Here is a 25,948-nt window from a genome sequence, read left to right as displayed (position 1 = left end):
GCTAGTGCTGCGACACCAACGCCGGCGGCGGCGTTCACCTCTACCCGTCGGGGAGAGGTAAAAAACTAGCGTCCCACCTGCCCGCGATCGCGCAAAAAGTGATCGGCCAGCACGCAGGCCATCATGGCCTCGCCGACGGGAACGGCACGGATGCCGACGCAGGGGTCATGGCGGCCCTTCGTGAAGATCTCGGTATCAGCGCCCTTGCGATCGACCGTGAGACGCGGCTGGAGGATCGACGAGGTCGGCTTCACTGCGAAGCGCACCACCACCGGCTGTCCGGTGGAGATGCCGCCCAGAACGCCGCCGGCATGGTTGGAGAGAAAGCGCGTGCCGTCGTTGCCGGTGCGCATCTCGTCGGCGTTCTCCTCGCCGGTCAATTCGGCCGCGCCAAAGCCGGCGCCGATCTCGACACCCTTCACGGCGTTGATGGTCATCATCGCGGCCGCCAAATCGGAGTCGAGCTTGGCATAGATGGGCGCGCCAAGGCCCGCCGGCACGCCTTCGGCGACAACCTCGATCACCGCGCCGATCGAGGAGCCGCTCTTGCGGATGCCGTCAAGATAGGTCTCGAAGAAGGCGGCCTTGTCCTTGTCGGGACAGAAGAACGGATTTTTCCCGATCTCGTCCCAGTCCCATTTGGTGCGGTCGATCTTGTGCGGGCCCATCTGCACCAGCGCGCCGCGTACCCTGACGTCGGGCAGCACTTTTCGTGCGATCGCACCGGCGGCAACGCGCGTCGCGGTCTCGCGCGCCGAGGAGCGCCCGCCGCCGCGATAGTCGCGCAGGCCGTACTTCGCCTCATAGGTGAAGTCGGCATGACCGGGTCGAAACTTGTCCTTGATCTCGGAATAGTCCTTCGAGCGCTGGTCGGTGTTCTCGATCAGGAGCCCGATCGGGGTGCCCGTCGTCACCTGCACGCCGGTCTCCGGATGCGCCATCACGCCGGACAGGATTTTCACCTGGTCCGGCTCCTGGCGCTGGGTGGTGAAGCGCGACTGGCCCGGCCGGCGGCGGTCGAGGTCGCTCTGGATGTCGCTCTCGCTGAGCGGGATCATGGGAGGACAGCCGTCGACCACGCAGCCGATCGCCACCCCGTGGCTCTCGCCGAAGGTGGTGACACGGAACATGTGGCCGAATGTGTTGAAGGACATGCTTGGCTGTCGCCTGTGCTTAGTTTTTATATAAACGTTGTATGTCAACGTCGTAGCCCCGAGGGCCACGGCATTCAACCCTAGTTCCGTCATTCCGGGGCGATGCAGAGCATCGAACCCGGAATCTCGAGATTCCGGGTTCGCCCTTCGGGCGCCCCGGAATGACGAAAATCTCGCCTAACTGAACTTCTCCAGCCGGCCGTCGCGGAACACGTAGACGGCGCCCTGCTGGATATAGAGGTCGGCAGCGCTGGCGGGGGTCTCGATGCCCAAAGCCACCATCAGGGCCCGGCAGGTGCCGCCATGGGCGACCGCGACGGTATCGACCAGAAGCGACTCGTACCAATCGAGGACGCGCAGCTGTACGGCCGCATAGGTCTCGCCGCCAGCGGGCGCGACCGTCCATTTGTCGGCGAGGCGCCTTGCATAGACATCAGGATCGGAGGCCTCGCTTTCGGCCAATGTCAGCCCCTCCCACGTGCCATAGCCGATCTCCCGCAGGCGGTCGTCGAGCGAGTAATCGGCAAGCGGCAATTCAAGCTTGCGGCGGACCAGTTCCATGGTCTGGCGCGCACGTCCCAGCGGGCTCGAGACATAGGGCAGCGCCGCCTTGTCCTTGCCGTCGCGCCTGAACAGACCGGCCAGAACGTCAGCCGCGTGCGCGGCCTGGCTGCGGCCACGTGCGTTCAGCGGGATGTCCTGAGTGCCCTGAAGCCGCCCGAGCGCGTTCCACTCGGTCTCGCCGTGGCGCAGAAAGTAGATCGTAGGCACGGGCATTGCCGCTGAAAGTTAGTCCTTGCCACCCAGCGAGATATCAGGCGCGTCCGGGCGCTTCATGCCGAGCACGTGATAGCCGGAATCGACGTGGTGAACCTCGCCGGTCACGCCGCGCGACAAGTCGGAGAGGAAATACAGCGCGCTGCCACCGACGTCTTCGGTCGAAACGTTGCGCCGCATCGGCGCGTTGTACTCGTTCCACTTCAGGATATAGCGGAAATCGCCGATGCCGGACGCGGCGAGCGTCTTGATGGGACCTGCCGAGATCGCGTTGACGCGGATGTTCTTCTCGCCGAGATCGGCGGCGAGATAGCGCACGCTGGCTTCCAGCGCGGCCTTGGCCACGCCCATGACGTTGTAATGCGGCATCCATTTCTCGGCACCGTAATAGCTGAGCGTGATGAGCGAGCCGCCGTCCGTCATCAGCTTCTCGGCGCGCTGCGCCACCGCGGTGAACGAGTAGCAGGAGATCAGCATCGACTTCGAAAAATTCTCCTGCGTGGTGTCGATATAGCGGCCGTCGAGCTGCTCGCCATAGGCGATCGCGTGCACCAGGAAGTCGATCTTGCCCCATTTCTCCTTCAGCACCGCGAAGGCGGCGTCGATGGTGGCAGCGTCGGTGACGTCGCAATGGCCGAGCACGAGACCGCCGACCTCCGCGGCGAGCGGCTCGACGCGCTTCTTCAGCGCATCGCCCTGATAGGTGAAGGCGAGCTCGGCACCGGCCGCGCGGCATGCCTTGGCGATGCCCCAGGCGATCGAGCGGTTGTTGGCAACGCCGAGGATCACGCCCCGTTTGCCCTGCATCAGACCTGAATTCTGCGCCATTTCTCAACGTCCCATCGAGCGGGTTAAGGTCTGGAGGTACACCAGCCCTCCTTCGCGGTACAGTCCTAATACACGGCGTTTACGCTGTTTCGAGCGCCGGAATAGCCGTTTCATTCGGGTGTTATGATCGTTGAGGCGCTCGCGCCGGACACCGGGACGTGAAAACCGCAATGAATGCGTTTCGCCAGAGCGTGGAAGCCATGATCCCGGCGTTGCGCCGCTATGCCCGCGCGCTCACGCGCGATGGGGATGCGGCCGACGATCTGGTGCAGGATACGTTGGTGCGCGCGCTGCGCTCCGAGCGCTTGTTCCTCGGAGGCGACGTCAGGAGCTGGCTCTACACGATCCTGACCAACCTCAACAAGAACCGGCGGCGCTCACTGGCGAGGCGTCCGCAATTGATGCCGCTGACGGAAAACAACCCGGACGCCAGCGGGACCGAGGCCGAAGGGCGCGATATCGAGAAGGCGCTGGCCACCCTCGTCGAGGAGCAGCGTTCGGTGCTGCTGCTGGTGATGCTGGAGGGCATGAGCTATCGCGAGGTCGCCGACATCCAGGGCGTGCCGATCGGCACCGTGATGTCGCGCCTGGCGCGCGCCCGCGCCCACGTCAAAGCCTCGCTGAGCGGCGAGCGCCCGGCGCTCAGGCGGGTGAAATGATGGCAGAGTTGATGCATCGCGTGTTGTCCGCCCACATGCCGATGGAGCGAGCGACTTTGAGCCACGAAGAACATTTTGGGCCCCAGAGCCAGAGACAACCGATATGAACGATCGCAAGATCCCGGTGACCGAAGACGAGCTGCACGCCTATGTCGACGGCGAGCTGCCGGCCGAACGTCGCGCCGATGTCGAGGCCTGGCTTGCCGCCAACCCTGACGAGGCCGAGCGTGTGCAGTCGTGGCGCGCCATGGCCGAGATGCTGCACGCCCGCTACGATTCCGTCGCCCACGAGCCGGTGCCGGCACGGCTGGAGCTTGAGCGGCTGGAGCGCCGCCCCCGGCAATGGCTCTATGGCGCCGCCGCGGCTGTGCTGGTTGCCTTCGTTGCCGGGGGCACGGCCGGGTGGGTGGCGCATGGCGCCGCCAACGCGCCCTCGACTTTCCAGAGCTTCACGGCCGACGCGCTCGACGCCCACCGCCTCTACGTCGTCGAGGTCCGCCACCCTGTCGAGGTCGGCGGCAACGAGCGTGACCACCTCCAGGCTTGGCTGACACGGCGCTGCGGCTGGACTGTGTTCGCTCCGAACCTGGAGGCGAGCGGGCTGAAGCTCGTCGGCGGCCGGCTCTTGCCGGGCCCGAACGGTCCGGCGTCGTTCCTGATGTATGAAGGCGCCTCGGGCGAGCGGTACACGATCTACGCCGCCAAGACCGAGAACGGCGCGACGCAGATGCGCTATGCCAAGACGGATAAGGACGGTGCGCTGTTCTGGGCCGAACGTGGGGTTGGCTACGTCGTCAGCGGCGGTACCGACCGTGACCGGCTGACCAAGGTGGCCCAGGCCGTGTACGACCAAGCCGAGAAGAACGGCAGGTAGACAACCCGAGCAAACGGGTGCCTCGATTCCGTCATTGAAAATTTGGAATCACGACATCGGCGCGTCTCATTATCGCACCGGATGATCACGCGAAAATGCGCAGCGTTCGATCCGCCGATCGACGCGGGCGGCCTCGATTGGGGTTTTTGGTACCGCGCTGGTCCCCCTCTCGAGGCCGCACCTTTTTGTCGGCTGCCCCGCCGGACAGCTGACACGTCTCAAACATCTGCGTCGAAGCGCGACTACGCTTCAGGCGTCTGTTGAGCATCATCCTTTCGGGAAGAGAATGCTCCGATCGTCGAGGCGGGCTCGGATAGCGCCCTGTCGTTCGCGCATGACCTTTTCAGAAAACCGCTGCGCAGTTTTCCGGATCATGCGTTAGCCGAGTCCGCTCCGTGGATTGTAGGGGTGTTGGTCTCGCCACTTTTCCATCAATGCTTCAAGCTCAGCGTCGTTCCCGTCCGGTAGCATAATCCTGATTGTCACCAAGAGATCCCCGGTTCCACCCGCCTTCGGCAGTCCTTTGCCCTTGAGGCGGAAGGTCCGGCCGCTGGAGGTGTTTTTCGGCACAGAGAGCTCCACGGCGTTGCCGAGCGTGGGCACGCGGACCTTGGCGCCGAGCACCGCCTCGTACAGCGTGACCGGCAGATCGATGCGCAAGTCGGCGCCTTCGACCTTGAAGTAGGGGTGGGGCGCGATGTTGATGGTGATTAGGAGATCGCCGGGCGGATGGCCTTGCGCGCTTTCGCCCTGCCCCCGCAGCCGGATCTGCTGGCCTTCGGTGACGCCAGCCGGAATCTTGACATTAAGCTCCTTGCCCGTGGGCAGCCGGACGCGCTTCTCGCCGCCCTTGACCGCCTCTTCCAGCGAGACGGACATGGCAACGTTCACGTCGAGATCGAGCCCGATCCCGCCGGTGTCGAAGTCGAACTGGGCGGCCCCAGCCCCAGGGCGCGCGCCACGCATCCCGCCGCCGAACATGCTGTTGAGGATATCCTCGAACGCACCGCCGCCCGGGGCGCCACCCGCACCGCCGCTCCGGAATGTATAGCTCTCGAAACCGCCGGGCCCTGCGCGGCCGCGCGGCCCGCCGCCACCCGGAAAGCCCTGGAAGCGCGGCTTGCCCTCGGCGTCGATCTCGCCGCGGTCGAACTGCTTGCGCTTGTCCTCGTCGCCCAGAATCTCGTTGGCCGAATTGATCTCGGCGAAGCGCTCGGCAGCCTTCGGGTCACCCTTGTTGCTGTCGGGATGATGCTTCTTGGCAAGCTTGCGATAGGCGCTCTTGATGGCGGCAGCGTTGGCGCTCCGCGGCACCCCCAAGACCTCATAGGGGTCGCGCATCCGTCACGTCTCCTTCAAGAAATCGAATTGTTCAAAGGGCTCCCTGCCCCATCTGGCAGTCATGTGGGGAGAGAGTGGCATTTTTGCAACTAGGGGCGTGTGCCGACCCTAGATGATTCGAGCATGATCTTAGCGGAAGACCGGTTCCCACATTTCGCGAGCGCGGCCCTTCGGGTCCCGATCATGCTCAGCTCCGCCACGGCTTTAGCGTATGAATCTCCCAACGGCCACGGCTGCTTTGGCAGCCGGCGCCCTGGAGCCAGCTTTCGGTATTGCCGTTGACATAGCTCGCCAGAAAGTCGCGGCACTTGCGGCCGTCTTCGGCGGCATAGGATTGCGCGATCGGGGTGACCGAGCCGCGCGCGCCGGTCTCCGGGTTCTCCCAGTGCTGGCTCGAATCCTTGTCGCCCTTGCTGAGGACGTCCGAGGCGGCGTTGCGGGCGAAGGCGAGATCAGTCTCGGTCGGCGGGGCGTCCTTCGCTGGCCGCGCGATCGATCCAGTCAGGTCGCTGTCGTCCGCCTTGGCATAGGCGCTGCTGTCGTTGCGCGAAAAGCTGCAGCCGCCGGCACCAAGCCCGATCAGAAGCAGCGTCATGACGAAGCCAGACGGTCGGATCGTCGATAGGCCAACGCGTCGCCATGCCCTATATAGGGCGGTAGCGGACAACAGCGCGTTTTGGGCCGCGGGACGCAACTCGGACTCCAGACATGACCGACACGACCTCGATGAAACACCAGACACCCTTAACATCCGGTGATTTCACCACCGCCGACGAGCCATTTGCGTTGTTCGAGGCCTGGCTGAACGAGGCGATCAAGAGCGAGCCGAACGATCCGAACGCGATGGCGCTCGCGACCGTGGACGCGGACGGGCTTCCGGATGTGCGCATGGTGTTGATGAAGGGCTTCGATACCGAGGGTTTCGTCTTCTACAGCCACATCGCAAGCCAGAAGGGCCGCGAACTCGCCGCAAATCCTAAGGCAGCGTTACTTTTCCACTGGAAGTCGCTGCGCCGTCAGGTCCGCATCCGCGGCAACGTGACGCCGGTGACCGACGCCGAGGCCGATGCCTATTTCGCCACCCGCCCCAAGCAGGCGCAGATCGGCGCCTGGGCGAGCAAGCAGTCCGAGCCGCTGGAGAGCCGCTTCGCGTTCGAACAGGCCATCGCAAAAGTCGCGGCCAAATACGTCATCGGCGAGGTGCCGCGGCCGCCGGGCTGGAGCGGCTGGCGCATCGCGCCGATGCGGATCGAGTTTTGGCACGACCGCCCATTCCGCCTGCACGACCGCATCGAATTTCGCCGTGACGCAGCCGGCCGACCGTGGTCCAAGATGCGGATGTATCCTTGAGCCTTGTCTTCAGCTTTCCGACCTGAAAGATGTCCATGCCGCATTCATCCAATGTGCCGCGTCGTACGCTGCTCCTGACCGGAGCCAGCCGCGGCATCGGTCACGCCACCGTGATCCGGTTCTCCTCGGCCGGCTGGCGCGTCATCACCTGCTCACGGCATCCTTTCCCGGAAGACTGCCCGTGGGACGCAGGCCCCGAGGACCACATCCAAGTCGACCTCGGCGATCCCGAGGATACCGCGCGCGCGATCACCGAGATCCGGCGCCGGCTCGAGGACGGCACGCTGCATGCGCTGGTCAACAACGCCGCGATCTCGCCGAAGGGCCCGGGTGGCGCGCGGCTCGGCTCGGTCGACACCGACCTCGATACCTGGACGCACGTCTTCAACGTCAACTTTTTCGCGCCGATCATGATGGCGCGTGGACTGATCGAAGAGCTGAAGGCGGCAAAGGGATCAGTCGTCAACGTCACCTCGATCGCGGGCTCGCGCGTCCATCCTTTCGCCGGCGCCGCCTACGCGACGTCCAAGGCCGCGCTCGCGTCTCTGACGCGCGAGATGGCTTCCGACTTCGGCCGCATCGGCGTGCGCGTCAACGCGATCGCGCCGGGTGAGATCGACACCTCGATTCTGTCACCCGGCACCGAGAAGATCGTCGAGCAGCAGATCCCGATGCACCGGCTCGGCACGCCTGACGAGGTTGCCAAGATCATCTACGTGCTGTGCACGGAGACCAGTTCCTACGTCAACGGCGCCGAGATCCACATCAACGGCGGCCAGCACGTGTGATTGCTTTTGCCAATGATTGGGCTGTTAGCTGCTTAGGGAAGCAAGGCGATCCAGACAACGCCGCCGCAAGACCTGGATCGCCCTTCCTTCCGTTCCTCAATCGAGTCGAATCCGACGCGACCTCTCGCGCGGCCGCGGAGCGGCCGCGTTGAATGCTGTCGAGCAGTCGTCGTCGTTCTCGCCGTCGAGCAGCGGAGCACCACAGTGCCGGCACATGCGTGCCGACAACGACGGCGCCTTGCCGCTCGTCACGACCTGTCGATAGTTCGCCAGATCGATGACGTTGCGGGGCGTCGTTATGTGTTTTTCAACCATGGCTGTTCCTCGCGGCTAACACGCTGCTTATCGCAGACAAGTTTCGCGCAAACGTTCAGCCCACCGCTCAAATTTTACCGGAGGAATTGGGGCACAGAGCACAGGTCACCGCACCGCCTCAATCCCGCTCTATTCTGCGACACGATCGACCATGTCTGTGCGACTGGCGTAAGGTCTCAGTAGGGATCTTTGCTTGAGCATGATCTCCGCGCAAACGCGTTCGCGTTTGTCGCGAGGGAAAACCGCCGCACAGTTTGCGCTAACGCGGCCCTCCGGGTCCGGATCATGCTCCTACAGCCACTTCTTCCACTTGAAGATCCAGTACGGGACGATCGCCGCGATCAACATCATCACCAGCGCCATCGGATAGCCGTGGACCCATTCGAGTTCCGGCATGATCTTGAAATTCATGCCGTAGATCGAGGCGATCAGCGTCGGCGGCATCAGGACGACGGCCATGACCGAGAACAGCTTGATGATGTTGTTCTGCTCGAGATTGACGACGCCGAGCATGGCGTCGAGCACGAAAGTGATCTTGTTGGAGAGATAGGATGCGTGATCGGTCAGCGAGGCCACGTCGCGCTGCATGGTCTTGAGCTGCTCGCGCATGTCCTTCGACCATTTCACGCCTTCGACCACTGCGGACAAGAAGGTCACGACGCGGCCGATCGACACCAGGCTCTCGCGAACCTTCGAGGTCAGATCGCCCTTGCGGCCGATCGAGATCAGGATCTGGGAATATCGCTTGGCCTGGCCGTGGCGCTCGCTCTCGGGCTCGAAGATGTCGTGCGAGACCTGGTCGATCTCGGTGCCGCAGCGCTCCAGAATGTCGGCGCAGCGGTCGATCACCGCGTCCAGGAGTTCCATCAGCACCATCTCGCCGGTGATCGCCGGCGTGCAGGAGCGGGCGAGCTTGGCCTCGACCAGGGCGAACGGCTTCGGCAAGTCATAGCGCACCGTCACCAAGCGGTGGTCGCCGAGGATGAAGGTCACTGCCGTGGTCCGGGGCATGTCGGTATCGGAGTGGCACATCAGCGTCGCGGTCATGTAGCGCGCGCCGTTCTCGATATAGAGCCGGCTGGAGATCTCGATCTCCTGCATGTCTTCGCGGGTCGGGATCGCGATGCCCGCCAGCCGCTCCACCGCCTTGTCCTCGGCCGCACTCGGGTTGACGAGGTCGATCCAGACCGCGCTCTCCGGCAGCGCAGTGAGATCCTCGATGACGGCCTTCTTGAGGGAGGCCTCGGAGGGAACAAACACCGAAAACATGACAACTCCAGAGAACCTGCGACAGAATGACAGCCACGCCCTTAGCGCGATTCTGACAAGTTCACGATGACAGTCGGATTAACGGAGCGTTGGTATGTGGGGCGGGGCCGTGGCTCAACTGTGGCACGGAATCGACAGTCCCGGCGGCCTTTGCCGCAAAACTCACACAGCACCGTAAAACTTGCGGCAGAAAAGCCACAGCTTGGCTCTTGCAGCGCGGGATAAGGGCTTCTGTGCTGGAATTGTGGCAGATTTCAACCATAATGGGATTAGCGGAGTCGAGGAATTTGGGCGCCAAGCTCAGGCCTTCCGCACGGTATTGTTTTGATTGGAACCAAACCATGTCGTCGCTGAAAGTAAAATTTGGGATTTTGGCCGTTGGCCTGATGCTGTCGGGCTGCATGCAGGCCACGCATTTCGAGGCGACGGACACCAAGGCCTTCAAACCGAAGGACAAGGAACTCCTCGCCAAGGTCAAATACGAGAACACCCCGGTTGCAGAGCCGTTCCGCCGCGCCATTGTCGAGTATCACCGTAAGGAATCGCCGGGCTCGATCGTGGTCGATTCCGACAATCACTACCTCTACTACGTGCTGGAGGGCGGCAAGGCGATCCGCTACGGCATCACCGTCGGTGAAGAGGCCATGGCTTGGTCGGGCATCGCCAAGGTCGGCAGCATGACCGAGTGGCCGGCCTGGCATCCGACCCCGGGCGAGATTTCGCGCCTGGGCGTGCCGACCTATGTCGCGCCGGGTCCGGACAATCCGATGGGCTCCCGCGCCATGTATCTCTATTCGGGCGGCAAGGACACGCTGTTCCGCATCCACGGCACCAACCAGCCGGAATATATCGGCGCCTCGATTTCATCGGGCTGCATCCGCCTGACCAATGAGGACGCGATCGATCTCTACAACCGCGTCAAGGTCGGCACCATCGTCGTGGTCCTCGAGCCGAAGCATGGCGACTCGCCGTATAATTCGCGGCTGGCGCTCGGCAGCAGCCAAACTGGCCAGGCTGGCAGCTACTGATCGGCTTCGATCTCTGACATTCAAAAGCGCCGGTTTCACCGGCGTTTTTTTGTTGCCGGCTTGTGCGACCGGGCTTTGTTGCCAGCAGCCGTCGGTTTGTCCGCGGGCGCACCGGGTTTCTCCGCCCCGTCGCCCGCGTCCTCGTTCGCTTCGGGCTTGGCCGCGACCTCGCGCGGCGGCGCCTCCTCGGGACGTTCCGCCGGCAGCAGCGGGGCGACTTGCGGCAAGGGATCCCAGACGTTCCACTGGCAGATCCGATAGTCATTGCGCCGCTGCGCCAAATCGAGATGGATGTGGTCCTCGTGGTACCAGTCCGAGCCCGGGCCGAGCACGGTGGAAAAGCGCGCGCATACGGACTGCAGCACGCGCTCGCGCACCTCGCGCGACATGGTCCGGTCGGTGAGGCCGATCGACTGCCCGTTGGCGAGCTTGATCGCGCGGACGTCGAGCGCATTGGCCTTGCCGTGCTCGGACAGCATCGCGCCGACGACGCGGTTACGGCCGCGGCACTCGAAGCTGTCGAAATTGTCGAGGTCGCTGATGGCAGAGCCGAGGCTCGCGGCCAGTGGCGCCATGTCCTTGCGCACCCAATCGGCCACTGCCGACGCCATGGTGCAACGGAGGATCGCCGCCGGCTTGACCGCCACCTTGCGCTTGTCCGGCAGCACGATGGCTTCCAACCGCACCAGATCCTCGCCGCCGCAGGCGCCGGGGCCGCGGATATCCGGAATGGAGGGCGCGACCGCGATCTCCTCGGTCAGCGCTAGCCGGCAGGCCGAGGCCTGCTTCTCGGGCGGCGGCGCAGCTTCGGCCGGCTTGTCGGCGCTTGGCTTGTCGGCAGAGGCCTTGTCTTCCGGCTCCGACGCCCCCTCGTCGGCTGCCTTCGGGGCCTCCTCAGGGCGGCGTCGCGGCAATGGAATCTTGGCGGGACGAGCGGCTGCGCGCGGCCGTGGCGTACCAAGGCCGAAGATATCCAGCGGCGCAGGATATTTCCGCGCCTCTGCCCTCTCGGCGAGCACAAGCGACAGCCCGATCGCAGCGGTAACCATTGCTGCGCCGGCGGACATATAGCCGCGACAAGACCATTTGCGGCGAAAGTCCGGCAGGCTAAAACTCATGACAATTCTTTGGCCCAACGCTGAGAGCGATAACGCGCCCAGCGACTTCTCGGAGGAACGTCAGAATGCTCGGTTTGATGCAAGATTGGCCCCTGCTCTGCCACCGGATCATCGAACACGCTGCCAGGATTCATGGCAAGCAAGAGGTGGTGACGCGCTCGGTCGAAGGACCGATCCATCGCACCAACTACGCCCAAATCCACAAGCGCGCGCTCAAGGTCTCGCAGATGCTGGAGCGCGACGGCATCAAGCTCGGTGACCGCGTCGCCACGATCGCCTGGAACACCTGGCGCCATCTCGAGGTGTGGTACGGCATCATGGGAATCGGCGCCATCTGCCATACCGTCAATCCTCGCCTTTTCCCCGAGCAGATCGCCTGGATCATCAACCATGCGCAGGACCGCATCGTGGTGACCGACATCACCTTCGTTCCGATCCTGGAGAAGATCGCCGACAAACTTCCCAGCGTGGAACGCTACGTCGTGCTCACCGACAACGCGCATATGCCGGAAACCACGCTGAAGAATGTGGTCGCCTACGAGGACTGGATTGCGCAGGCCGACGGCAAATTCAAATGGAAGGACTTTGACGAGAACACGGCAGCCGCGATGTGCTACACGTCGGGCACGACGGGCGACCCGAAGGGTGTGCTGTATTCGCATCGCTCCAACGTGCTGCACGCGCTGATGGCCAACAATGTCGACGCGCTCGGCACCAGCGCGTCCGAGACGATGCTGCCGGTGGTGCCGCTGTTCCACGCCAACAGCTGGGGCATCGCCTTCTCCGCGCCCTCGCAGGGCACCAAGCTGGTGATGCCCGGCGCCAAGCTCGACGGTGCCTCCGTCTACGAGCTGCTCTCGACCGAGAAGGTGACGCACACGGCGGGCGTGCCCACTGTGTGGCTGATGCTGCTCCAGCACATGAGCGCCAACAACCTGAAGCTGCCGGACCTGAAGACGGTGATCTGCGGCGGCTCGGCGATGCCGCGCTCGATGATCAAGGCCTTCCTCGACATGGGCTCGAACGTCCGCCACGCCTGGGGCATGACCGAGATGAGCCCGATCGGCAGCGTCGCGGCGCTGAAGCCGCCCTTCCAGAACGCGACCGGCGAGGCGCGGCTCGACGTGCTCCAAATGCAGGGCTACGCGCCATTTGGGGTGCAGATGAAGATCACCGACGATGCCGGCAGGGAACTGCCCTGGGACGGCAAGACCTTCGGCCGCCTGAAGGTCGCCGGCCCGGCCGTTGCCAAGGCCTATTACCGGGTCGACGCCAACATCCTCGACGAGGACGGCTTCTTCGACACCGGCGACGTCTCGACCATCGACGAGGACGGCTACATGCGCATCACCGACCGCTCTAAGGACGTGATCAAGTCCGGCGGCGAATGGATCTCCTCGATCGAGCTCGAAAACCTCGCGGTCGGCCATCCGGCCGTGGCCGAAGCCGCAGTGATCGGCGTGTTCCACCCGAAATGGGACGAGCGGCCGCTCCTGATCGTGCAGCTCAAGCACGGCCAGCAGGCCACGCGCGAGGACATCCTGAAGTTCATGGACGGCAAGATCGCCAAATGGTGGATGCCCGACGACGTCGCCTTCGTCGACGGCATCCCGCATACCGCGACGGGCAAGATCCTCAAGACGGCGTTGCGCGACCAATTCAAGGATTACCGCTTCCCGAACGCGGCGGCGTAGGACATCACGCGCGTCGGTCCGGGCGGCTCAAGGAGCCGACCCGGAATCTGGAGATTCCGGGTTCGATGCTCCGCATCGCCCCGGAATGACGGGCCGTAACAGTCCGGTCTCCCTTGAATTTGCCCCCGGGCCATGGTCTCAACGGCGCATCGTCGCGCCAGATCCGGCCGGCATCGCCTTAAAACCCCGGCAGAGCTCACCCGATGGCCCGCAGGTTTTCAGCTCCCTATCAGTCGGAGCCCGTGTCCAGCCTCGCAAGCTGGGCGCGTAATCTGGCCGTGTTCGCGGTGGTGGCGGTGGTGGTCTCGATCATCATCGTCCGCTTCGACTTCCTGGAGATGAAGCCCGCGCTGATGGCCTTCTTCGGCGGGCTCGCGATCGCCGTCCTCTCGATCCTGTTCGGGCTCGCCGGCTTTGCCGCGATCTGGCAGAACGGCTCGCGCGGCATGGCGCGCATCCTGCTCGCTTTCCTGATCGACGGCGCGATCCTCGCCTATCCGGCCTATCTCGGCCTGCAATACCGCAAGCTGCCGGCGATCCACGACATCACCACCAACCCAATCGACCCGCCGCGCTTCGACGCGCTGGCGCCCGTACGCACCGGCGATGGCACCAACACCGCGGTCTATGCCGGTCTCTATTCGGCCGAGCAGCAGCGCCAGTTTTATCCCGATATCGAGCCGATCGAGCTGGAGATCCCGGTGGACCGCGCCTATGCGATCGCGCGTCAGCTCGTCAATAAGCGCAAATGGCTCGTCATCGACGAGCGCGCGCCGCAGCCGCCGCGCCGTATCGGCCGCATCGAGGCAGTCGCGCGCACGCCGATCATGGGGTTCCGCGAGGACGTCTCGATACGGGTCGTGCCTGATGGCGATGATTCGCGTGTCGATATCCGCTCCGCCTCGCGTTATTTCGAGAGCGACCTTGGCAGTAACGCTGCCCGCGTCAAGAAATTCATTGATGATCTCAACACCGCCGCCGATGCCGATGCGCTCAAGCCGGTGAAGAAGGCCCCGGTCGCGCCGCCAAAGACGCCGGCGAAGACGGTGAAGAAGTGACGCGCTAGCGTTATCCCGGCGCGCCGGAAAGCGACGAACCCGGGATCTTGAGATGGCGATTTACATAATTGACATCACAGACCCTACAGTTAGTTCGCTCTAACTCACGATTTACATTGCGATGGGGCCATTCCACGGGTAGAAGGACCCACGGAACAGGTCGAATCATGAGCGACAAGCCCGGCGAGCCCGGCCCCAACATCTACGAGACGATGGCAGAGCGGAGAGCGCGGCTCTTGGCCGAGGCCGCTGCCGTGGAACGGGACATGGAAGACCTCGCCCGGATCGCGGCGAAATACAACTTGGCGGTATCAGGACTGCACCTTCCCTCACCGAGTATTGGGGCTCCTGCCTTGGGGGTTCTCACTTCGACCCCCGCGACACCGGATGGCCCGGCAACAATGTTGGCCCTAATCGATCTGTATAAGTCGCACCCCGACTCTCCCTACAAAAATCTCACCCATGCGTCGCGCAAGCACTATGACGCGCTGCTCAGCATGATCACTAGGGATCATGGGGATGAGCGTTTGGCTGGCATTCAGCAGGTGCACTTCATCGACTGGCACACGGATTGGAGCAAGGGCGGCACTCTTGCCATTGCTCACGCTAAGATCGGCATGGTTCGCAACCTGTTTGGCTTCGGCACAGAGGTGCTTAAGGACAGCAACTGCGAACGCCTGTTTGGCATCTTATGCAAACTGAAATACAAGCCGCCCCCGGCCCGTACTGAGCGCCTGACGGAGCAGCAGGCCCACGACATCCGGGCTATGGCGCGAAAGATGGGCCGACCGTCGATTGCACTTGCACAGGCCTTTCAGTCCAGCTCCCGCCTTCTGCAGAAGGACATAATTGGGGAATGGGTGCCCGTCTCAGAACCGGGCATGTCCGACATCACGTCGGGCGCGCTGAAATGGATGCGCGGTATTCGCTGGAATGAAATCGACGAGAACTTGGTGCTGCATCATTCAAGCCCGAGTTGGCTGGGCGACGCCGAGATCAATCTTCTCGATTTCCCGATGATCGTTGATGAGCTTCGAATCCAGTTTGGCCTCGACGCAAGCAAACCCGCTCGCAATAAGCTGCCGAGTGTTGGAGCGATTGTGCGCTCGGAATGGGACGGGCTGCCGTGGACGCCGGTTGAGTTTCGTCGGTGGTGGCGAAAGGTCGCGAATGCTTGTGGCGTGCCGCCCACGGTCAAGAATATGGATGGCCGCACCCGCGCCAAGGACGGCGACGACTCCGAAGAAAAGGAGCGGCGACATGCAAGATAGAAACGGCGGGCCTAAGCCCGCCGCATGAGATGGACAGTGGTGTAAGAAACACGGCTTGGTTTTCGTAGGGCCCCCTCTTCAAAGTAGGCCGCCAAGTTGATGCCGGTATCAAATCCGGTCTGTCCTCCACACCCTCTTGCTTTGGGCCGTGTGCACCGTTGCAGGGGGCAGCCACCGCGAGGGTGGCAGGATGGGTTGCGAAGCCCGTTCAGCAACTAACCTCAGGGGGAGCCACGGAGAACCCTGAGGGACTTAAAGGAGGTGGGAGCAATGCAACCACCATAGAGTAGGCGCGGCGCGGTACTGGTCTCACCCCGGTATCGCGTCGCGCCCGTTCTACTAAATCATTGGCGGACATGCAAGAATCCCGTTTTCGTTATGCGGTTGAGTTAAGGCGAATGAGCAAACGAACCGATACGACACATTCGAGGCAGAAGCTCAGCAACGCTTCGAAGTTGCACTTCGCGGCGCGCTCAAAAGCCCTCCTAAGTCATTGAAAGAAAAACAAAAAAGTGCAGAAAACCAAGAAGACAAAGACTAAGAAGGCCCGCTAGGCTTTCGTTTGGCAGCGCGCTTGCGCAGTAGGCGACGGTCAGCGCGCGTCCGATCCGGCTCAATGAGATTGACTTCAGACGCTTGCCAGCCGCGCCCTTGACGGCAAGGTCTGCACGTTCTCCGTCCTCAACGCCGATTGCCGAGCGGTTGGAGTAGCGGAAGTCGAACCTCCGCCAGATAGCGGTGCAGGTGCTTGATAGACGCCCTTCATGCGCGCTTGAAGATGCTGTAGTAGCCCTCAACCGTGTTGGTCGAGATGATCTTGTCGGCCTCCCTGCGCACATTCGTCCTTACTGTGGATGACGGTCGAATGGTCGAGGCCATCGGCTTCGGCAAAGTACTTGCAGGTGTAGTGCTCGTGGCGCGAAATGCCGGGGTCGATGCTGCGCATCGTCCCGGTTGACGAGGCCAGTCTAGCTCGCCATCCGGTACGTGCCGCCGATCACGGGATCGCCGTCCGTCGCAACCACGCCCCGCGCGACCAGGTCCTCCAGGTGCGCCAGCACGGAGTAGCCGGCGGCGGTCGTCAGCCTGGGGTCGATCCCGATATAGATCGCACGCACCATGGTCGGGATGTCGGTCTCGCCCTTGGCGAGGCGATGCAGGATCGAGGCCTCGCGCGCCTTGCGATGACGGATCAGGAAGCGCACGAAGCGCGGGCCGTCCGGAATCTCCGGGCCGTGGCCGGAGAAGTAGAGATCCTCCTCGCGGGACGCGAGACGGTCCAGCGAGTCCATATAGTCGATCATCGAGCCGTCGGGCGGCGCCACGATCGATGTCGACCATCCCATGACGTGATCGCCGACGAAGTTGAATTTCCGCTCGGGCCAGGCAAAGGCGAGATGGTTTGCGGTGTGGCCGGGCGTCGCCACCGCCTCGAGCCGCCAACCGGCGCCTTCGACGACGTCGCCATGGGCGATCCTGACATCAGGCGTGAAATCGCGATCGGCGCCAGATTCCGGAGTGTGCTTCTCGCTCTCGAAGCGCGGGCGCGAGGCACGGTGCGGGCCTTCGGCATAAACGGGCGCGCTCGTTACCTGCTTGATCCGCGCGGTGTTCGGCGAGTGATCGCGGTGGGTGTGGGTGACGAAGATATGGCTCACCGTCTCGCCGCGCACGGCCTCCAGCAGCGCCGCAGCATGTGCCTCGTCGTCCGGGCCGGGGTCGATGATGGCGACGTTGCCCTTGCCCACGATGTAGCTGACGGTGCCGGTGAAGGTGAACGGGCTCGGATTGTTACAGAGCACGCGCCGCACCCCGGGGCGGACCTCCTCGACGATTCCGGGCGTCAGCGGAAAGTTGCGGTTGAACGGGACGTCGTCATTGTCGGACATGGGACTTCCTGTGCACTGCCGAACCCTCGCCGTCATAACCCCGCGAAGGTGGGGTATCCAGTACGCCGCGGCGTCTGTGGCGAAAGGCGCGGTCTCTGGAATACTGGTTTGCCCGCCCCAGTGCGCAACTGCGCACAAGGCGGGCGATGACAGCTGAGCAAGATAATAGCCACGGAAGACGTGGCTAGAAAAACGCCTGAATGCCCGTGATCGCGCGGCCGAGGATCAGGGCGTGGACGTCGTGGGTACCCTCGTAGGTGTTGACCGTCTCGAGGTTCTGGACGTGGCGCATCACGTGGTACTCGATCGAGATGCCGTTGCCGCCGTGCATGTCGCGGGCGGTGCGGGCGATGTCGAGCGCCTTGCCGCAATTGTTGCGCTTCATGATCGAGATCATCTCGGGCGCGAACTTGCCCTCGTCCATCAGGCGGCCGACGCGAAGCGAGCCCTGAAGGCCGAGCGCGATCTCGGTCTCCATGTCGGCGAGCTTCTTCTGCACCAGCTGGGTCGCGGCAAGCGGCTTGCCGAACTGCTTGCGGTCGAGCGTGTACTGGCGGGCGCGGTGCATGCAGTCTTCGGCGGCGCCTAGCGCACCCCAGGAGATGCCGTAACGGGCGCGGTTGAGACAGCCGAACGGGCCCTTCAGGCCGGAGACGTTGGGCAGCAGCGCGTCCTCGGGAACCACGACCCCGTCCATCACGACCTCGCCGGTAATTGAGGCGCGAAGCGACAGCTTGCCGCCGATCTTCGGCGCGGAGAGGCCCTTCATGCCCTTCTCCAGCACGAAGCCGCGGATCTGGTTGTCGTGCGCCGCCGACTTGGCCCACACCACGAATACATCGGCGATCGGCGCGTTCGAGATCCACATCTTGCTGCCGGTGAGGCGATAGCCGTCCGAAACCTTCTCGGCACGGGTCTTCATGCCGGCGGGGTCGGAGCCGGCGTCGGGCTCGGTCAGGCCGAAGCAGCCGACCCACTCGCCGCTGGCGAGCTTCGGCAGGTATTTCTTGCGCTGGTTCTCGTCGCCATAGGCGTAGATCGGGTACATCACCAGCGAGGACTGCACCGAGTTCATCGAGCGATAGCCGGAATCGACCCGCTCGATCTCGCGCGCGACGAGGCCATAGGCGACGTAGCTCGCATTGGCGCAGCCATATTCCTCCGGCAGGGTGATGCCGATCAGGCCGAGTTCACCCATTTCGTTGAAGATCTCGCGGTCCGTCTTCTCTTCGAGATAGGCCTCGGAGACGCGTGGCAGCAGCTTGTCCTGAGCATAGGCGCGCGCGGTGTCGCGCACCATGCGCTCGTCTTCGGTGAGTTGCTCGTCGAGCAGGAACGGATCGTCCCACTGGAAAGAAGCCGCAGCCGGCTTGTCCTTGGCCTGAGGGCGCGCGCTCATGAAACGTCCTTTCGCTTCTGGTTCCGTCATAAATTGCCGGACAAATTAAAGCGCCGCGGCAACAAGTGCAATTGCATCCTGGTTTCGATCGATGCGAGGCGAAGCGTCGTACCCGGAATCTCCTCGCTTCTACGACATCGAGATTCGGGATCTGGCGCTTTCAGCGCAATCCCGGAATGACACTGCGTGTCAGCTTTCGAGCTGCTCGTTGGCGACGATCTCGATGCCGAAGCCCGACAGGCCTTTGTAGTCGTGCACCGAGGACGTGAGGTGCCGGATCGAAGTGACGCCGAGATCGCGCAGGATCTGCGCGCCGACGCCGACCTCACGCCACTGGCGGTTGCGGTCGGCTTCCGTGGACGACTCGTCCGGCAGCGGCGCGACGGGCACACCGGCTGCGCCGTCGCGCAGGTAAACCAGCACGCCACGGCCGGATTTCTTGAAATGCTCGAGCACTGCCGCCATGCGCTTATGCCCCGTGAAAGTGTCCTTGACGATGTTCGGCTTGTGGAAGCGCGTCAGCACGTTCTTGCCGTCGCCAACGCCATTGTAGACGAAGGCGACGTGGGCGATGGAATCGAACGGCGAGCGGTAGGCATAGCCCTGCAAGGGTCCGATCGGGCTCTCGGTGACGAAGGTCGAGACCCGCTCGATCAGCTTCTCGCGCGCCTGGCGGTAGGCGATCATATCCGCGATGGTGACGTGCTTGAGCTTGTGCTCGGCGGCGAAGCGGGCGACTTGCTCACCCTTCATCACGCTGCCGTCGTCGTTCATGAGCTCGCTGATGACACCCACCGGCGGCAGGCCGGAGAGCTTGCAGAGGTCAACCGCGGCTTCAGTGTGGCCGGAGCGCAGCAGCACGCCGCCGTCCTTGGCAATCAGCGGGAAGATGTGGCCAGGCCGGGCGAAGTCGTTAGCGCCGACATTGGGATTGGCCAGCGCGCGACAGCACGAGGCACGTTCCTCGGCCGAGATGCCGGTGCCGCCATCGGGCTTGTAGTCGATCGAGACCGTGAACGCGGTGGTGTGCGCCGAATCGTTGTGGGCGACCATCGGATCGAGCCGCAGACGGCGCGCGTCCTCGGTGGTCACGGGCGCGCAGACGATGCCGGAGGTGTGGCGGATGATGAACGCCATCTTCTCGGCGGTGCAGAGCGAGGCGGCGACGATCAGATCGCCCTCGCCCTCGCGATCCTCATCATCGGTGACGACGACGAGCTCGCCTCGGGCAAAGGCCTGCAAGACTTCTTGAACGCTGTCGGGCATTTCCCAATCTCTATCGGTTATGGCCGGGAGGCTTAGCCGGACTTGGCCCGGGGCGCTAGTCTCCCCAGCGCAACCACATATGCCGGGCGGCAGGCCTGCCAGGGTAATTCAGGCTTGCAGCGAAGATATCAAGGATATAGGCCGCGAGCGCCGGAGAGGAAGGCCGGCCGGTCAGGGCAGCACTTCGCGCCGCTCGCCGAGCCGTTGATCGAGCTCGGCGCGCTTGTCGGCCAGAAGGCCGGCCTGGGCGGCTTCGATCACCGTGAACAGCTCGTGGGCGTCGCTGAGCCGGGTCACCGTGACATAGCTGGCGCCGGCCTCGTAGAGCTCGCCGACGTCAGCCAGGAGGTCGGCCGTGGCCACGATCAGGGCGGTGGGGTTGAGCGCGCGGACGTGGCGGACCAGCTTCTCGTTGGTGGCGCCTTTCAGCAGCGAATCCGGCACACTGAGGATGATGATCTCCGACTTGCCGATGCCGGCATGAAGGAGCGTGTCGACATTGCTGATGTCGCCATAGATCACGTGCAGCCCCCGCGAGAGCAGGGTCTGGTACACATTCGGGTTGAAATCGACCACCGTGATCTGCTCCAGCAGCACCGGAGCCTGCCGCTCGATCTCGGCTAGCAGCGCGCTCGCCGCACGAAAAAAGCCGAGAATGACGATGCGGCGGGCCTCGCCGTGCCCGCCCTCATGGGCCTCCTCGGCATGGCCACTGCCATGATCGAGGTCGCGCAGGCCAATCCGCTTCAGGGGCCCGATCATCCAGCGGGTGATCTCGTCACTGCGCGTCATCACGAAGGTCGAGAGCACGGCCAGAACCACGAAGGCAAAGGAGGCCGCGTTTGCCGTCTCGGCTGCGATGTGGTGGTCGGCGATGCCGGTCTGGATCACCACCAGCGAGAACTCGGAGATCTGGGCGAGGTTGAGGGCCGGCAACAGGCTGGCGCGCAGCCCCTGTTTCATCAGATAAAGCGGGGTAAAGGTGGTGACGAGCCGGCTCACCACGGTAAACGCCGCGATCATCAAAGCGAGCCCGATCACGGAGAGGCCGGGCACGGGGATGGTCATACCGAGTGCGACGAAGAACAGGGTGATGAAGAAGTCGCGAAGCGTGGTGACCTTGGCCGTGACGTCGAGCGCATAGGGAAAGGTCGAAAGCGAGACGCCGGCGATCAGGGCGCCCATCTCGCGCGACAGCGACAGCCGCTCCGCCATCTCGGCGACAAGAAAGCACCAGGCCAGCGCGCCGAGCAGGATCAGCTCGGGCCGCCGGGCGATCTGGTGAAACAGGCGCGGCAGCACATAGCGGCTGACCAACAGCGCGGCAGCGACCAGCACCGCGACGCGGCCGATCGAGAGCAGGATGACGCTGACTTGCAGATTAGCCAGGCTCGGCTGCACCGCCAGGAACAGGATGGCGAAGATATCCTGGAGCACCAGCACGCCGAGGGTGATGCGGCCCGGCAGCGTGTCGAGCTCGCGCTTCTCGTAGAGCACCTTGACGATGATGACGGTGCTCGACAACGCGCAAGCGACGCAGAGATAGACCGCATCGAAATGCCCGCCGCCGAGGGACAAGCCAATGCCGACGAAGAACAGAACCCCGAGCAGGCAGCCCCCGAGCAGCTGGCCGCCTGCCGCGAACAGGATCACCTTTCCCGCCCGCACGATCTTCTTCAGGTCGATCTCCAGCCCGATCATGAACAGCATGAAGATCAGGCCGAGCTCCGAGATGACGCTGATCGATTCCTGCGATTTGACCCAGCCGGCGCCGAATGGACCTATGCAGAAGCCGGCGATAAGGTAGGCCAGGATCAGGGGCTGCCGGGAGAAATGGGCGAGCAGGCCCAGCATCCAGGCAAACAGAATACAGAGAGTGATGTCGCGAATGAGCTCGTGCATGCCAAATTGGTCCGTTTTGCCGCACCCTAGAGATGGGTCGCGGTGCGGCAAGCGAGCAATTCGTCACATGCGCGAAGGGCTCTTCGCAGCAATGCTGCTATGCCCCCTCGCCTATGCCGTGCCCGCCGCCGCGCAATCGAAAATCAGTATCGAACAAAGCTTTGCCGATTCGCTCACCGCGCTGCCGAAGGACGAACTCGCCGTATCCGGCGGGTTCTACGTGCCCGCCTATTCCAGCGTCGCGATGAGCCAGGGCAAGCTGCGTGTCGACTTCTCGGTGACGCTGAGCGTGCACAACGCCTCCGAGACCCAGCCGCTGGTGGTCAAACGCATCGCCTATTTCGACACCGCAGGCAAGCAGGTCGAGAGCTATCTGAAGGCGCCGGTCGCCTTGAGACCGCTCGCCACCGTCTCGATCTTCATTCCGACCGACGACGTACGCGGCGGGACCGGAGCCAATTTTCTCGTCGACTGGGCCGCAACAAGCGAGATCGCCGAGCCCGTGGTCGAAGCCTTGATGGTTGGCGGCGTCGCCAATGCGCATTACGCTTTCATCAGCCAGGGACGTCCGACCCGGACGGCCGGCAAGAAGTAAGACAGGCCGGTGCAACGCCGGCCGCCCAACAAGAACAAGACGAGGAACGCCCATGACGTCCAGCTTCGACTTCGCACCCCTGTTTCCCGCGGGGCTGCCTGCCCCCTCCGCGCGCTGGACGGGCCTTGCCAAATACAGCTTCGTCGGCGGCAACAACGACTCCGAACAGGTGCCGCTCGAGGGCCTGATCGAGGCGACAAACCTGGCACTACAGCGCGAGGGCCGCTCGCTCGCCACCTATGGGCTGGCGCATGGACCTCAGGGGTATTTGCCCTTGCGCGAATTCCTGGTGACAAAGCTCAAGCGCGATGCCGGCATCACCTGCACGGTCGACGACCTCCTGATCGTCTCCGGCTCGCTTCAGGCGCTCGATCTCGTCAACGCCACGCTGCTAGCGCGCGGCGACACCGTCATTTTCGAGCAGGAGAGCTATCAGGGCTCGCTGACCCGCCTGGCGCGGCTCGGCGTGAACGTGGTGGGCATCCCCCTCGACAAGGACGGCATGCGCATGGACGTGCTGGCCTCCACGCTCGCCGATCTGAAGAGCCGCGGCATCCGGCCGAAATACATCTACACGATTCCGACCGTGCAGAACCCGACCGGCAGTATCATGCCGGAGAGCCGACGCGCCGAGCTGCTGCGCCTGTCATCCGAATACGGCGTGCCGATCTTCGAAGACGATTGCTATGCCGACCTCGTCTGGTCCGGGCAGCGGCCGCCGGCGATCCATGCCATGAGCCGAAACGGCGGCGTGATCCATATCGGCTCGTTCTCGAAATCGATCGCGCCGGCGCTGCGCGTCGGCTTCGTCGTAGCGCCCTGGGATGTGATGTCGCGGATGCTGGCGCTGAAGACCGATGCCGGCTCGGGCGCGCTGGAGCAGATGGTGCTCGCGACCTATTGCAAGCCGCATTTCGCGAGCCATGTGCCGGCACTGACGAAAGCGTTGCGCACCAAGCTCGATACGTTGATGGAGGCCCTCAACGAGCAGTTCGGGACGGCGGCCGAGTTCGAGGAGCCCAAGGGCGGCATCTTCCTCTGGGTGAAACTGCCCGACCAGGTCGATACGCTCAAACTGTATCAAGCCGCGCTTGCCGCCGGCGTCTCGATCAATCCGGGGCCGGAATGGTCGACCAACAAGAACCATTCCAGCTCGCGACTGAGGCTCTGCTTTGCGAGCCCCACGCATCAGCAGATCCGTGAGGGCGTCGCCGTACTGGCCGAGGTTTGCCGCAAGGAATTTGGCGTACCGGCCCGCAGTGCCAACGTCGAGAAGAGGGCCTGATACCGAGCCACCTGGGGCTGGCTGCCGCGGATGCGGAGGCTAGCCGCAGCAAGAGGCAGCAAGAGGAAGACCGAGACGTTGCCCTTACCGGCCTCGATCTGGGCGACGTAGCGCTCGAAAATCCCTTCGCCCCGCAAGATTGACGACTTGATTCAGCATTGGTCTATCCACGTTCGCCTTCGGAAAGTGCATGCTACCCGGAAACGGCCGGCCTCATTGACCCGGATCCGATTCGCGCGCGATCGGCAGCCAGCGTGGGCGGCCGTGAGGGATGCTCTTCTTTGGAATTCTACGAGGCGGAGGGCTTGCCAGGACATGACGCGTTGCTTGAGCCGCTGGATCGCGGCTGCGCTGCCGTGGGTCGCACTCGTGTCCGCGGCGCGTGCCGAGACGCTTGCGGTAAGGGTCGAACAATGGGGCCTGCTCGGCTCTTGGGCCGTCGACTGCGCGGCTCGGCCCGACCGCGACAAGGGCGCGCTATTGACTTACGAGATCAGGAAGGACGGCCGGGTGATGTACCGGCGCAACTTCGGCGAAGCCAAGGACGAGAGCGAGGTCGTCTCCGCCACGGTCGATGCCGAAGGCCTGCTCGGTGTGATGATGTTCTTCCCCTCGCTCCATCAGACGCGCGAATTCGGACTCCTCTTGCAGAAGGATGGCAGCCTGCGCGCGACCTACAATCGCAGCGAGCGCGGCGAGTACACGATCAGAGACGGCAAATACGTCGCGACCGGCGCGCCAACACCGGCACAGCAACGCTGCGATTAACAGGCGTTCAGAATTCTCCCGCCGTTCCTCCGGAACGTTCGCGTGCATGCACGGTTTAGATGTGCATTCGATTGGAGGAGGACATCATGAAGAAGCTTGGTTATGTGGTTGCAGCTCTCGGCGCGATCGTGATCGCAGCGCCGACGCTGGCGAGCGCCGAGACGGTGGTGATCAAGCGCGGTCATCATCATCACGGCCCGTACGCTGCCCACGCCGAATACGGCATGCATCGTGACCATGGCTGGCATCGCGGCTGGCACCATCGCGGCGACAAGGTCGTCGTCATCAAGCGCAGTCATCGCCACCATCACTGGGACTAAAGCGCAACGCAGCATGGAGATGGCCCCTGGCGGGGCCATTTTCTGCGCGTTCGAAAGCACTCCAGGGCTAATCCCACGCCGGCGCGAAGCCGGGATTGACGCAGCGCCTGTCCTTCGGCAGTGCGGCGATCTTGTCGCGGTCGGCATCATCGAGCGTGATCTTCAGGGCATCGAGATTGGCCTGCTGGCTCTCGCGCCGCGACGCCTTCGGGATCGCCACGACGCCGTCTTGATCGAGCAACCATTTCAGCGCCACTTGAGCCGCGGTCGCGTTGTGCTTAACGCCGATCTCGCTCAGCACCGGATCCATTGCGAAGCGCCCCTGCGCCAGCGGGCAATAGGCGACCAGCGGGATGCTCCTGGCATTGAGATAGGTCAGCACCTTCGATTGATCGAGCATGGCGTGATATTCGACCTGGTTGCAGGCGATTGGCGCCTTGATGTCCTCGACGGCAATCTTGAGCAGCGCGGTGGTAAAGTTCGCAACGCCGATCGCCCGCGTCCGCCCCTCCTCCTTGAGCTTCATCAGGGTCTCGAACACCGCGCCCCAATTGGCGAATTTCGACGGCCAGTGCACGAGATAGAGGTCGACATGGTCGAGCCTGAGCTTCTTCAGGCTGGCGTCGAAAGCGCGACGGATCGCCTCCGGTACCAGATTCTCGTGCCAGACTTTTGTGGTGACGTGCAGTTCGCCGCGCGGCAGGCGGGAAGCGGCGATGGCCGAACCGATCGACTCCTCATTGGCGTACATCTCGGCGGTGTCGATGTGGCGATAGCCAATCGACAGCGCGCTCTCGACCGCGGCGCGGCAGGCATCGCCCTGCATGCGGAAGGTGCCGAGGCCGAGCTTGGGCATGCTGATGCCCTGTGTCTGCAGATGGTGCATGAAACAGACTCCTGACGTAGTTCATCGCGCCAGACGCGCGGTGACAGACTCTTCGCTGATGGAAAGGAAGTGGCGGGAGTAGCGACCATAGCGCGGGAGACGCCGGGCGGCCAA

Annotated in this window: 25 protein-coding genes and 1 pseudogene; 12 read left to right on the top strand and 14 right to left on the bottom strand. The window is 63.7% G+C overall.

The genetic code is table 11. The features are described 5' to 3' along the window. Nucleotides 1–65: 65 nt before the first annotated feature. The 3 genes from aroC to fabI all read right to left on the bottom strand — a co-directional run bounded on the left by aroC (nucleotide 66) and on the right by fabI (nucleotide 2,759). Complete coding sequence (gene aroC, locus IVA92_RS27500; RefSeq protein ID WP_247279183.1) at nucleotides 66–1,154, bottom strand: chorismate synthase; 1,089 nt, start codon at nucleotides 1,152–1,154, stop codon at nucleotides 66–68. 177 nt (nucleotides 1,155–1,331) lie between these two features. After that, nucleotides 1,332–1,931, bottom strand: coding sequence for a histidine phosphatase family protein (locus tag IVA92_RS27495; RefSeq protein ID WP_247279182.1), 600 nt, complete (start codon nucleotides 1,929–1,931; stop codon nucleotides 1,332–1,334). 12 nt (nucleotides 1,932–1,943) lie between these two features. Then, nucleotides 1,944–2,759 carry an enoyl-ACP reductase FabI gene (fabI, locus tag IVA92_RS27490; RefSeq protein ID WP_247279181.1) on the bottom strand — a complete coding sequence of 272 codons (816 nt, stop codon included), beginning with the start codon at nucleotides 2,757–2,759 and terminating at the stop codon, nucleotides 1,944–1,946. 170 nt (nucleotides 2,760–2,929) lie between these two features. Between fabI and IVA92_RS27485 the strand changes: the two genes are divergently transcribed. Together IVA92_RS27485 and IVA92_RS27480 are read left to right on the top strand one after the other, a co-directional pair. Continuing rightward, on the top strand, nucleotides 2,930–3,418 hold the full coding sequence (locus IVA92_RS27485; protein WP_247279180.1) for a sigma-70 family RNA polymerase sigma factor: 489 nt from the start codon (nucleotides 2,930–2,932) through the stop codon (nucleotides 3,416–3,418). Between the two features lie 103 nt (nucleotides 3,419–3,521). After that, entirely contained in the window at nucleotides 3,522–4,292 is a 771-nt protein-coding gene (locus tag IVA92_RS27480) for an anti-sigma factor (RefSeq protein ID WP_247279179.1), read from the top strand. Nucleotides 4,293–4,670: 378 nt separating this feature from the next. Here the strand turns inward: IVA92_RS27480 and IVA92_RS27475 are convergent, their stop codons facing one another. Further along, on the bottom strand, nucleotides 4,671–5,633 hold the full coding sequence (locus IVA92_RS27475; protein WP_247279178.1) for a J domain-containing protein: 963 nt from the start codon (nucleotides 5,631–5,633) through the stop codon (nucleotides 4,671–4,673). A 187-nt stretch (nucleotides 5,634–5,820) separates the two neighbouring features. Beyond that, a complete protein-coding gene (locus IVA92_RS27470) occupies nucleotides 5,821–6,228 on the bottom strand; it encodes an RT0821/Lpp0805 family surface protein (RefSeq protein ID WP_247279177.1) in 408 nt (135 codons plus the stop codon). Nucleotides 6,229–6,341: 113 nt separating this feature from the next. Here IVA92_RS27470 and pdxH point away from each other — a divergent pair, with 113 nt between their 5' ends. Next, nucleotides 6,342–6,983, top strand: coding sequence for a pyridoxamine 5'-phosphate oxidase (gene pdxH, locus IVA92_RS27465; RefSeq protein ID WP_247279176.1), 642 nt, complete (start codon nucleotides 6,342–6,344; stop codon nucleotides 6,981–6,983). 35 nt (nucleotides 6,984–7,018) lie between these two features. Next, a complete protein-coding gene (locus IVA92_RS27460) occupies nucleotides 7,019–7,771 on the top strand; it encodes an SDR family oxidoreductase (protein ID WP_247279175.1) in 753 nt (250 codons plus the stop codon). 96 nt (nucleotides 7,772–7,867) lie between these two features. Here the strand turns inward: IVA92_RS27460 and IVA92_RS27455 are convergent, their stop codons facing one another. Both IVA92_RS27455 and IVA92_RS27450 read right to left on the bottom strand, forming a co-directional pair. After that, the gene (locus tag IVA92_RS27455) at nucleotides 7,868–8,086 is read right to left on the bottom strand and encodes a hypothetical protein (RefSeq protein WP_247279174.1); all 219 of its coding nucleotides are present in this window, start codon (nucleotides 8,084–8,086) and stop codon (nucleotides 7,868–7,870) included. 291 nt (nucleotides 8,087–8,377) lie between these two features. Beyond that, the gene (locus IVA92_RS27450; RefSeq protein WP_247279173.1) at nucleotides 8,378–9,355 is read right to left on the bottom strand and encodes a magnesium transporter CorA family protein; all 978 of its coding nucleotides are present in this window, start codon (nucleotides 9,353–9,355) and stop codon (nucleotides 8,378–8,380) included. 341 nt (nucleotides 9,356–9,696) lie between these two features. Here IVA92_RS27450 and IVA92_RS27445 point away from each other — a divergent pair, with 341 nt between their 5' ends. After that, on the top strand, nucleotides 9,697–10,383 hold the full coding sequence (locus tag IVA92_RS27445) for a L,D-transpeptidase (protein WP_247279172.1): 687 nt from the start codon (nucleotides 9,697–9,699) through the stop codon (nucleotides 10,381–10,383). Nucleotides 10,384–10,418: 35 nt separating this feature from the next. Here the strand turns inward: IVA92_RS27445 and IVA92_RS27440 are convergent, their stop codons facing one another. Next, a complete protein-coding gene (locus IVA92_RS27440; protein WP_247279171.1) occupies nucleotides 10,419–11,501 on the bottom strand; it encodes an extensin family protein in 1,083 nt (360 codons plus the stop codon). Nucleotides 11,502–11,566: 65 nt separating this feature from the next. On the opposite strand from IVA92_RS27440, the gene IVA92_RS27435 reads away from it, so the two are divergent. The 3 genes from IVA92_RS27435 to IVA92_RS27425 all read left to right on the top strand — a co-directional run bounded on the left by IVA92_RS27435 (nucleotide 11,567) and on the right by IVA92_RS27425 (nucleotide 15,524). Beyond that, a complete protein-coding gene (locus IVA92_RS27435) occupies nucleotides 11,567–13,195 on the top strand; it encodes a fatty-acid--CoA ligase (protein WP_247279170.1) in 1,629 nt (542 codons plus the stop codon). 203 nt (nucleotides 13,196–13,398) lie between these two features. Beyond that, nucleotides 13,399–14,253 carry a DUF1499 domain-containing protein gene (locus IVA92_RS27430; protein ID WP_247279169.1) on the top strand — a complete coding sequence of 285 codons (855 nt, stop codon included), beginning with the start codon at nucleotides 13,399–13,401 and terminating at the stop codon, nucleotides 14,251–14,253. 167 nt (nucleotides 14,254–14,420) lie between these two features. Then, nucleotides 14,421–15,524 carry a hypothetical protein gene (locus IVA92_RS27425; RefSeq protein WP_247279168.1) on the top strand — a complete coding sequence of 368 codons (1,104 nt, stop codon included), beginning with the start codon at nucleotides 14,421–14,423 and terminating at the stop codon, nucleotides 15,522–15,524. A 629-nt stretch (nucleotides 15,525–16,153) separates the two neighbouring features. Here IVA92_RS27425 and IVA92_RS27420 read toward each other — a convergent pair. From IVA92_RS27420 to IVA92_RS27400, 5 genes and pseudogenes are all read right to left on the bottom strand, one after another. Then, nucleotides 16,154–16,392, bottom strand: a pseudogene (locus IVA92_RS27420) (transposase); the annotation flags it as partial. Nucleotides 16,393–16,492: 100 nt separating this feature from the next. Continuing rightward, entirely contained in the window at nucleotides 16,493–17,413 is a 921-nt protein-coding gene (locus tag IVA92_RS27415) for an MBL fold metallo-hydrolase (protein ID WP_247279167.1), read from the bottom strand. 184 nt (nucleotides 17,414–17,597) lie between these two features. Further along, on the bottom strand, nucleotides 17,598–18,812 hold the full coding sequence (locus tag IVA92_RS27410; RefSeq protein WP_247279166.1) for an acyl-CoA dehydrogenase: 1,215 nt from the start codon (nucleotides 18,810–18,812) through the stop codon (nucleotides 17,598–17,600). A gap of 189 nt (nucleotides 18,813–19,001) precedes the next feature. Next, the gene (gene ribB / locus IVA92_RS27405) at nucleotides 19,002–20,078 is read right to left on the bottom strand and encodes a 3,4-dihydroxy-2-butanone-4-phosphate synthase (RefSeq protein WP_024340298.1); all 1,077 of its coding nucleotides are present in this window, start codon (nucleotides 20,076–20,078) and stop codon (nucleotides 19,002–19,004) included. Nucleotides 20,079–20,249: 171 nt separating this feature from the next. After that, on the bottom strand, nucleotides 20,250–21,980 hold the full coding sequence (locus IVA92_RS27400; protein ID WP_247279165.1) for a cation:proton antiporter: 1,731 nt from the start codon (nucleotides 21,978–21,980) through the stop codon (nucleotides 20,250–20,252). A gap of 67 nt (nucleotides 21,981–22,047) precedes the next feature. On the opposite strand from IVA92_RS27400, the gene IVA92_RS27395 reads away from it, so the two are divergent. The 4 genes from IVA92_RS27395 to IVA92_RS27380 all read left to right on the top strand — a co-directional run bounded on the left by IVA92_RS27395 (nucleotide 22,048) and on the right by IVA92_RS27380 (nucleotide 24,948). After that, complete coding sequence (locus IVA92_RS27395; protein WP_247279164.1) at nucleotides 22,048–22,575, top strand: DUF3124 domain-containing protein; 528 nt, start codon at nucleotides 22,048–22,050, stop codon at nucleotides 22,573–22,575. A 52-nt stretch (nucleotides 22,576–22,627) separates the two neighbouring features. Next, nucleotides 22,628–23,860: a PLP-dependent aminotransferase family protein gene (locus IVA92_RS27390; RefSeq protein ID WP_247279163.1), complete on the top strand. Its 1,233-nt coding sequence runs from the start codon at nucleotides 22,628–22,630 to the stop codon at nucleotides 23,858–23,860. Nucleotides 23,861–24,175: 315 nt separating this feature from the next. Beyond that, a complete protein-coding gene (locus tag IVA92_RS27385; protein WP_247279162.1) occupies nucleotides 24,176–24,628 on the top strand; it encodes a hypothetical protein in 453 nt (150 codons plus the stop codon). 86 nt (nucleotides 24,629–24,714) lie between these two features. After that, nucleotides 24,715–24,948 (top strand): hypothetical protein, encoded by a 234-nt coding sequence (locus IVA92_RS27380; protein WP_247279161.1) that lies wholly within the window; start codon nucleotides 24,715–24,717, stop codon nucleotides 24,946–24,948. A gap of 67 nt (nucleotides 24,949–25,015) precedes the next feature. On the opposite strand, the gene IVA92_RS27375 is transcribed toward IVA92_RS27380, so the two are convergent. Further along, nucleotides 25,016–25,834, bottom strand: a complete 819-nt coding sequence (locus IVA92_RS27375) for an aldo/keto reductase (protein ID WP_247279160.1) — start codon at nucleotides 25,832–25,834, stop codon at nucleotides 25,016–25,018. Nucleotides 25,835–25,948 lie beyond the last annotated feature (114 nt).

It is taken from the genome of Bradyrhizobium sp. 154 (assembly GCF_023073875.1).
Lineage (GTDB): Bacteria > Pseudomonadota > Alphaproteobacteria > Rhizobiales > Xanthobacteraceae > Bradyrhizobium.
The sequence above is the reverse complement of the archived record's forward strand: the minus strand, read 5'-3'. Positions and strand labels throughout refer to the sequence as shown.

Excerpts from the sequence above, each read along its gene's own strand:
- IVA92_RS27430 (WP_247279169.1), top strand. The coding sequence starts at position 13,399 with ATGGCCCGCAGGTTTTCAGCTCCCTATCAGTCGGAGCCCGTGTCCAGC.
- IVA92_RS27375 (WP_247279160.1), bottom strand. The coding sequence starts at position 25,834 with ATGCACCATCTGCAGACACAGGGCATCAGCATGCCCAAGCTCGGCCTC.
- IVA92_RS27400 (WP_247279165.1), bottom strand. The coding sequence starts at position 21,980 with ATGCACGAGCTCATTCGCGACATCACTCTCTGTATTCTGTTTGCCTGG.
- IVA92_RS27415 (WP_247279167.1), bottom strand. The coding sequence starts at position 17,413 with ATGTCCGACAATGACGACGTCCCGTTCAACCGCAACTTTCCGCTGACG.
- IVA92_RS27475 (WP_247279178.1), bottom strand. The coding sequence starts at position 5,633 with ATGCGCGACCCCTATGAGGTCTTGGGGGTGCCGCGGAGCGCCAACGCT.
- IVA92_RS27385 (WP_247279162.1), top strand. The coding sequence starts at position 24,176 with ATGACGCGTTGCTTGAGCCGCTGGATCGCGGCTGCGCTGCCGTGGGTC.
- aroC (WP_247279183.1), bottom strand. The coding sequence starts at position 1,154 with ATGTCCTTCAACACATTCGGCCACATGTTCCGTGTCACCACCTTCGGC.
- IVA92_RS27480 (WP_247279179.1), top strand. The coding sequence starts at position 3,522 with ATGAACGATCGCAAGATCCCGGTGACCGAAGACGAGCTGCACGCCTAT.
- IVA92_RS27440 (WP_247279171.1), bottom strand. The coding sequence starts at position 11,501 with ATGAGTTTTAGCCTGCCGGACTTTCGCCGCAAATGGTCTTGTCGCGGC.
- ribB (WP_024340298.1), bottom strand. The coding sequence starts at position 20,078 with ATGCCCGACAGCGTTCAAGAAGTCTTGCAGGCCTTTGCCCGAGGCGAG.
- IVA92_RS27425 (WP_247279168.1), top strand. The coding sequence starts at position 14,421 with ATGAGCGACAAGCCCGGCGAGCCCGGCCCCAACATCTACGAGACGATG.
- IVA92_RS27470 (WP_247279177.1), bottom strand. The coding sequence starts at position 6,228 with ATGACGCTGCTTCTGATCGGGCTTGGTGCCGGCGGCTGCAGCTTTTCG.
- IVA92_RS27380 (WP_247279161.1), top strand. The coding sequence starts at position 24,715 with ATGAAGAAGCTTGGTTATGTGGTTGCAGCTCTCGGCGCGATCGTGATC.
- IVA92_RS27495 (WP_247279182.1), bottom strand. The coding sequence starts at position 1,931 with ATGCCCGTGCCTACGATCTACTTTCTGCGCCACGGCGAGACCGAGTGG.
- IVA92_RS27395 (WP_247279164.1), top strand. The coding sequence starts at position 22,048 with ATGCGCGAAGGGCTCTTCGCAGCAATGCTGCTATGCCCCCTCGCCTAT.
- IVA92_RS27455 (WP_247279174.1), bottom strand. The coding sequence starts at position 8,086 with ATGGTTGAAAAACACATAACGACGCCCCGCAACGTCATCGATCTGGCG.
- IVA92_RS27435 (WP_247279170.1), top strand. The coding sequence starts at position 11,567 with ATGCTCGGTTTGATGCAAGATTGGCCCCTGCTCTGCCACCGGATCATC.
- IVA92_RS27445 (WP_247279172.1), top strand. The coding sequence starts at position 9,697 with ATGTCGTCGCTGAAAGTAAAATTTGGGATTTTGGCCGTTGGCCTGATG.
- IVA92_RS27450 (WP_247279173.1), bottom strand. The coding sequence starts at position 9,355 with ATGTTTTCGGTGTTTGTTCCCTCCGAGGCCTCCCTCAAGAAGGCCGTC.
- fabI (WP_247279181.1), bottom strand. The coding sequence starts at position 2,759 with ATGGCGCAGAATTCAGGTCTGATGCAGGGCAAACGGGGCGTGATCCTC.
- IVA92_RS27485 (WP_247279180.1), top strand. The coding sequence starts at position 2,930 with ATGAATGCGTTTCGCCAGAGCGTGGAAGCCATGATCCCGGCGTTGCGC.
- IVA92_RS27390 (WP_247279163.1), top strand. The coding sequence starts at position 22,628 with ATGACGTCCAGCTTCGACTTCGCACCCCTGTTTCCCGCGGGGCTGCCT.
- IVA92_RS27410 (WP_247279166.1), bottom strand. The coding sequence starts at position 18,812 with ATGAGCGCGCGCCCTCAGGCCAAGGACAAGCCGGCTGCGGCTTCTTTC.
- IVA92_RS27460 (WP_247279175.1), top strand. The coding sequence starts at position 7,019 with ATGCCGCATTCATCCAATGTGCCGCGTCGTACGCTGCTCCTGACCGGA.
- pdxH (WP_247279176.1), top strand. The coding sequence starts at position 6,342 with ATGACCGACACGACCTCGATGAAACACCAGACACCCTTAACATCCGGT.